The following is a 6,694-nucleotide window of genomic DNA, read 5'->3' on the forward strand; positions in this document are numbered from 1 at the left end:
CGCAGAAAGACGTATGATGAAAGTTGAGTGCACCCGGCTCCAATCCGGGTTGACGGTCGTCACCGAGAACATGCCGCATCTTGAAAGCGTCGCACTCGGGGTCTGGATCAAATCCGGTTCACGCGATGAAACCACGGACGAGCACGGAATTGCCCATCTGCTGGAACATATGGCGTTCAAGGGCACCGCACGGCGATCCGCCCGCGATATTGCCGAACAGATCGAAAATGTCGGCGGCGAAGTCAACGCCGCGACTTCAACGGAAACCACCTCCTACTACGCCCGCATTCTTCAGGACGACGTTCCGCTTGCGGTCGATATCCTCGCCGATATCCTGACGGAATCCTCCTTCGACGAGGACGAACTGCAGCGCGAAAAGCAGGTCATCCTGCAGGAAATCGGCGCCGCCAACGACACGCCGGACGATGTCGTCTTCGACAAATTCGCTGAAACCGCGTTTGCCAACCAGACCATCGGCCGTCCGATCCTCGGCACGCCGGACACGGTTTTGTCTTTCACGCCCGAACAGATCCGCACCTATCTCGACCGCAATTACACCACCGACCGCATGTTCGTCGTCGGTGCCGGCGCGCTCGATCATGATAGCTTTGTGCGACAGGTTGAAGACCGCTTTTCCAGCCTGCCGCAAAAGCCGGTGGCTCCCCCCGTCTCCGAGACCGCCCATTACACCGGTGGCGACGTGCGCGAAAGCCGTGACCTGATGGACGCGCAGGTGCTGCTCGGTTTCGAGGGCAAGGCTTATCACGCCCGCGATTTCTACTGTTCGCAGATTCTGGCCAACATCCTTGGTGGCGGCATGTCGTCCCGCCTGTTCCAGGAAGTGCGCGAGCATCGTGGTCTTTGCTATTCGGTCTATGCCTTCCATTGGGGCTTTTCCGATACCGGCATCTTCGGCGTGCACGCGGCAACCGGTGGCGAAAACCTGCCGGAACTGATGCCCGTCATCATCGACGAGCTGCGCAAGTCGTCGATGAAGATCGAGCAGCAGGAAATCGATCGCGCCCGCGCCCAGATTCGCGCCCAGCTTCTGATGGGACAGGAAAGCCCCGCGGCCCGCGCCGGCCAGATTGCCCGCCAGATGATGCTCTACGGCCGCCCGATCCCGAATGAAGAGCTGATGGAGCGCCTGTCCGGCATCACCATCGAACGCCTGACGGATCTTGCCGGCCGCCTGTTCTTCGATACGGTTCCGACGCTGTCGGCAATCGGCCCGGTCGAAAAACTGGCGCCGATGGACGACATCCTCGGTGCACTTTCCAACAAGGCCGTCCGGGTTCGGGCTGCCAACGGCTAGCTTTTTTCTGATGAGCGACCTCCGGGCGTTCGTCGAGCGCCCGGCACTCTCGCATATGGCATCAACCCATCCGTTGCGGAGGCTTCTATGACACGATCGGTCTTTCGGTTTCTGTCACGGCAGCCGGGTCCGATCGAGATTGGCAATGCGACACATGTGCTGCGCCTGCCGAAATCTGCCGACTATCGCCAATGGTATCAGCTGCGCAGCGAAAGCCGCGCCTTTCTCGAGCCCTGGGAGCCGACATGGCGGGCCGACGAGATGACGGAGAGCGCCTTTCGTACCCGCGTCATCCGCAACGAACAGGAATTCTCTTCCGGCCAGGCGGTGCCGTTGTTCATCGTTTCGCGCCAGGAAGACCAGCTGATCGGCGGCCTGACCATCGGCTATATCCGCCGGGGTGCTGCCCAATGCTGCATGATCGGCTACTGGATGGGCGAGAGATTTGCCGGCAAGGGGCACATGGCACAGGCCGTTAAACTGGCTATCCCCTATATCTTTTCGAGCCTTCAGTTGCACCGTATTGAAGCAGCCTGTATTCCCGAGAACCACAGAAGCATCCGGCTCCTTGAAAAGGCCGGGTTTCAGCGCGAAGGCTATTTGCGGGAATACCTGAAAATCAACGGGCAATGGCGGGATCACCTGATGTTCTCCCTCCTCTCGCAGGACAGCATGCAACATAAGAATTCGAGTGATTGATGTTTTTGACACGCCTGCCACTTCACCCGTCAGCACGAAGGCTCTTGGCGCTTCTCACCGCCATGATGATCACGTTCTGCCTGATCGGTAGCGGCGCGGCCTTTGCCACCGAGCCCGTCAAGATTTCGCGCGAGGACACGGCACTTGATCTCACCGCGACGACGGAAATCTATACCGGCCGCGGCGAAGCCTTCCAAGTCTCGACGGCGCCCGGCACCGACGGCATCGTCCGGCGCATCGAGGTCCGCTCGAGCGCCGATAATCATCAAGGCGACTGGGCGGTGTTTGCGCTTGCAAACGTTTCGGAAGAACAGCTGGAGCGCGTCATCGTCGCTCCGCATTTCCGTCTGGTGAATTCAAAGCTGTTCTGGCCGGACCTCGGATCGCAGCGAATCCTGTCGATCACGCCCTCGGAAGGTTTTGCGCTGGACCGCCAGCCGAGCGACGAGGCCGATGTCTTCCGCATCACGCTCAACCCCGGCTCGGTCATCACCTTCGTTGCCGAACTCGCCGGTCCCGACCTGCCGCAAATCTATCTCTGGCAGCCTGACGCCTACAAGGACACGGTTAACGCTTTCACACTCTATCGCGGCATCGTACTTGGCATTGCCGGCCTGCTGGCCGTGTTCCTGACGATCCTGTTCGTCGTCAAGGGAACCTCGATGCTGCCGGCAACGGCGGCACTCGCCTGGGCGGTGCTTGCCTATATCTGCGTCGACTTCGGTTTCCTGTCGAAACTGATCTCGATCACCGCGGGCGACGAGCGCATATGGCGCGCGGGCAGCGAGGTGTTTCTTGCCGCCGGCCTTGTGGTCTTCCTGTTCACCTATCTCAACCTCAACCGCTGGCATCAGCATCTGAGCTATGCGACGCTCGCCTGGATCCTTGGCCTTGGCCTTCTGTTCGGTGTGGCGATCTATGACCCGGCCATCGCGTCTGGCATCGCCCGCCTTTCCTTCGCACTGACCGGCACGGCCGGCATCGTGCTGATCGCCTATCTCGGATTCAATCGCTACGACCGCGCCATCCTTTTGGTGCCCGCATGGCTTCTGATCCTCGTCTGGCTGTTCGGTGCGTGGCTGACGGTGACGGGCCAGCTCGCCAATGACATTGTCCAGCCGGCGCTCGGCGGCGGCCTTGTCCTGATCGTATTGCTGATCGGCTTTACGGTGATGCAGCACGCCTTTGCCGGTGGCGCCTATAGCCAGGGTCTGTTTTCCGATCTGGAACGTCAATCGCTGGCGTTGACGGGGTCTGGCGATACGGTCTGGGATTGGGACGTGGCGCGTGACCGGGTCGTGACCATTCCAGACATTTCCGCCCAGCTTGGCCTGTCGCCCGGTACCATGCACGGGGCTGCCCGCAACTGGCTGCCGCGCCTGCACCCGGATGACCGCGACCGGTTCCGGGCAACGCTGGACGTCCTTCTGGAGCACCGCAAAGGGCGGCTGAACCACGAGTTCCGCGTTCGCGCCGAGGACGGTCATTACCACTGGCTGTCGATCCGTGCCCGGCCGGTGCTTGGCGCCAATGGCGAGATCATTCGCTGCGTCGGCACTATCGTCGATATCACCGAGCAGAAGAACTCGGTCGATCGTCTGCTGCACAACGCACTCAACGACAATCTGACCGGATTACCGAACCGACAGATTTTCCTCGACCGGCTGCAATCGCTTCTCTCGCTGGCGCCCGGTTCGAGTGCGGTACGTCCCACCGTCATCACCATCGACATCGACCGCTACAAGCAGGTCAACGACATGCTGGGCATCGCGGCCGGCGACAACATTCTGATCGCGCTGACCCGCCGCCTGCGGCGGCTGGTGAAACCGCAGGATACGCTGGCACGTCTCGGCAGCGATGAATTCGGGCTGATCCTGATGTCCGAACGCGATACGGCCAAGATTGCCGATTTCGCCGACGCGATCTCCAAGGCGATCATGGTGCCGCTCAATTTCGGTAATCGCGAAATCAACCTGACGGCGTCGATCGGTCTCGTTTCCTGGGTCGATCAGCAGGAAAATGCCGCAGGCCTGCTCGATGATGCCGAGTTGGCGATGTTCCGCGCCAAGAAGGCCGGAGGCAACCGTGTCGAACCTTTCCGCCCCGCCTTCCGCGCTTCCGGCACCGATCGCCTGCAGCTTGAAACCGATCTGCGCCGCGCCATCGAACGCAAGGAACTGAGCCTCGTCTACCAGCCGATCGTGCGCCTGGTGGATGCCGAGATCGCCGGCTTCGAGGCACTGATGCGCTGGGAGCACCCCAAGCGCGGCAGCATCTCGCCCTCGGAATTCATCCCGATTGCCGAAAGCTGCGATCTGATCAACGAGCTGGGCATGTTTGCCTTTGAGCGGGCAACGAGCGACCTGACGGAATGGCAGATCCAGACCGGAGAACTGCCGGTCTTCGTCTCCGTCAACCTGTCGAGTGCGCAGCTGCTCAACAACGACCTCTATGATGATATCCGCGGGGTCTTGAACAAGAACCATTGCGATCCGCATAAGGTGAAGGTGGAACTGACCGAATCCGTCGTGATGGAAAACCCGGAACAGGCGCGTCTGGTTCTGGAAAAACTGAAGGACGCGGGCCTCAGACTGGCGCTCGACGATTTCGGCACCGGCCATTCGTCGCTGGCCTACCTTACCCGCTTTCCGTTCGACACGATCAAGATCGACAAATCACTGGTCCGCGACCCCAGCGACAAGCGCTCTATCCTCCTGCGCTCGGTCATCACCATGGCGCGTGAACTGGAGATGCAGGTCGTCGCCGAAGGCATCGAATCCGAGGAAGACGCCGTCCAGCTCTCGCAGATGGGCTGCGATTTCGGCCAGAGCTTCCTGTTCGGACCGCCAATCGGATCGGAATCGATCCAGCGGCTGTTGAAAGAACGATTTCCGCTGATGAAACGGGCCTAACCTATTCGTAAAGTTTTCGGATCGTGTCGCTAAATCGATAGCACCCGCAACCAGCTCGGGACGGGCATAACCGAATGCCCGCGCAGATTTAACGGTGGTGCACCTGGGGCCGCCGGGTATGTTACATCCCAATGTTACCGTAACGTACGGGGATGCGGATAAAAACTTGGACTGATTTATACGGTTAGGCCAAGGCTTTCTCGATATTCGACCGGACTGCGTGAGCCCAGTGATAATTTGATGCGCTGGGGATGCGGATAAAAACTTGGACTGATTTATACGGTTAGGCCAAGGCTTTCTCGATATTCGACCGGACTGCGTGAGCCCAGTGATAATTTGATGCGCTTTTCATTGTACCATCGGATGTACGCATCAACCTCGCGGACAAACTGCTCGATTGTGATGCTCTTCCAGTCCCGAGGGTAGAAGAGTTCCGTTTTCAGTCGTCCAAAGAAGCCTTCGCACGCGGCGTTATCTTGGGAACAGCCTTTGCGGGACATTGAACGAACCAGCTTCGCATCGCTGATCCGCGTAAGCCAGCCGGGCCAGCGATAATGGGCGCCGCGATCCGAATGAACGATCGTCTTGCCTTCGGCGTCGGTAACTGTCTCGATGGCGGCGTCGAGCATCGTGTTGACCAAGCTGGCGTCTGGCTGCGTTCCAATCGACCAACTGATCACCATGCCATCGAAGCAATCTATGATGGGCGAGAGATACACTTTGCCGGCTGGGATCTGGAACTCGGTGATGTCCGTCAGCCACTTCTCGTTCGGTGTTTTCGCATGGAAGTCGCGGTTGATCAGGTTTTCAGGCGCAGGACTGATTTCTCCCAGATACGAGCCAAAACGCCGTCGCCGTGGTCTGGCGGCGACCAGGCGCTCTTGTTTCATCAATCGCTGCACAACCTTTTCCGAGATTGTCACACTCTGTCTGGCCAGAGACGCCTGCAGTCTACGATAGCCGTAGCAGCGATGGTTGCTTTCGAAGATTTCCGCCAGGTTGCGACGGATGGTGACATACTTGTCGTCCAGGCTCACTCGGGCGCGGTGGTAGAAGTAGGAACTTCGCGCAATTCCCAACTGCACAAGCAGCTCTGGCAATCGATAGATATCTTTGAGGGCGTCAACCAGCTGTGTCTTCTCCCGATTACTCAGGAGTTGCAGATCGACGCCCAGGCCTTTTTTTAGCAGTTCATTGGCCTTCTTCAGCAGATCATGCTCGAGCTGCAATTGGCGGRCATCGCGTTGGAGGGCCTCAAGCTGTCGCTCAAGTTCCTCGCGCTCGGGTGCCGGCGCAGAGGTTTTGCGGCGTTTCATGGATGAGGCAACCTCATGTCCGAGTAACTCATTCCTCCAACTGTACAATGTTGGCCGGCATACGCCCAGCCGGTCGGCGACTTCCTGGGCGCTCTCTTCCCCATTGCAAAGATCAAGGACCGCGACCTGCTTCAAGGCCTCGGGATAGGCGGGACGCCAGGACCGGCCGGCCATCGAAGTCCTCGCCTCCGGAAACGCTTCTCGGACCCATGCCGTCAAAGTTCCACGACCTGGATAGCCCAAAGCTCTCATCGTTGAAGAGATACAGCGATCGTGAGTGCGGTAGTGCTCAAGCGCGGCCTGCTTCTGGGCTTGGGAAAACTTCGGCGCGCGAGCCACAGAACGAAAGCGCAGATCTCGATGCTGCTCGTATTCGCGGTACCAGTTCCTCAGCGCATTCTTGGTCGGATAACCCAATTGGCGGATCGTCGCCTTAACCCGCTTGCCGAGCT

4 protein-coding genes are annotated in these 6,694 nt (G+C 59.4%); 3 read left to right on the plus strand and 1 reads right to left on the minus strand.

Annotated elements, in window-relative coordinates:
* The first annotated feature begins 13 nt into the window (after nucleotides 1-13).
* The 3 genes from ASC96_RS14855 to ASC96_RS14865 all read left to right on the plus strand — a co-directional run bounded on the left by ASC96_RS14855 (nucleotide 14) and on the right by ASC96_RS14865 (nucleotide 4,926).
* Entirely contained in the window at nucleotides 14-1,315 is a 1,302-nt protein-coding gene (locus ASC96_RS14855; RefSeq protein ID WP_112834551.1) for a pitrilysin family protein, read from the plus strand.
* Between the two features lie 87 nt (nucleotides 1,316-1,402).
* A complete protein-coding gene (locus ASC96_RS14860; protein WP_060503806.1) occupies nucleotides 1,403-2,014 on the plus strand; it encodes a GNAT family protein in 612 nt (203 codons plus the stop codon).
* Nucleotides 2,014-4,926, plus strand: coding sequence for an EAL domain-containing protein (locus ASC96_RS14865; protein WP_060503807.1), 2,913 nt, complete (start codon nucleotides 2,014-2,016; stop codon nucleotides 4,924-4,926). The genes ASC96_RS14860 and ASC96_RS14865 overlap by 1 nt, the downstream gene beginning before the upstream one ends.
* Before the next feature lie 275 nt (nucleotides 4,927-5,201).
* Here the strand turns inward: ASC96_RS14865 and ASC96_RS14870 are convergent.
* The coding region (locus tag ASC96_RS14870; RefSeq protein ID WP_060503808.1) for an IS3 family transposase at nucleotides 5,202-6,694 on the minus strand (1,493 nt) is incomplete at its 5' end.

It is taken from the genome of Rhizobium sp. Root1204 (genome assembly GCF_001424965.1).
Classification (GTDB): domain Bacteria; phylum Pseudomonadota; class Alphaproteobacteria; order Rhizobiales; family Rhizobiaceae; genus Pararhizobium.

Excerpts from the sequence above, each read along its gene's own strand:
- ASC96_RS14855 (WP_112834551.1), top strand. The coding sequence starts at position 14 with ATGATGAAAGTTGAGTGCACCCGGCTCCAATCCGGGTTGACGGTCGTC.
- ASC96_RS14860 (WP_060503806.1), top strand. The coding sequence starts at position 1,403 with ATGACACGATCGGTCTTTCGGTTTCTGTCACGGCAGCCGGGTCCGATC.
- ASC96_RS14865 (WP_060503807.1), top strand. The coding sequence starts at position 2,014 with ATGTTTTTGACACGCCTGCCACTTCACCCGTCAGCACGAAGGCTCTTG.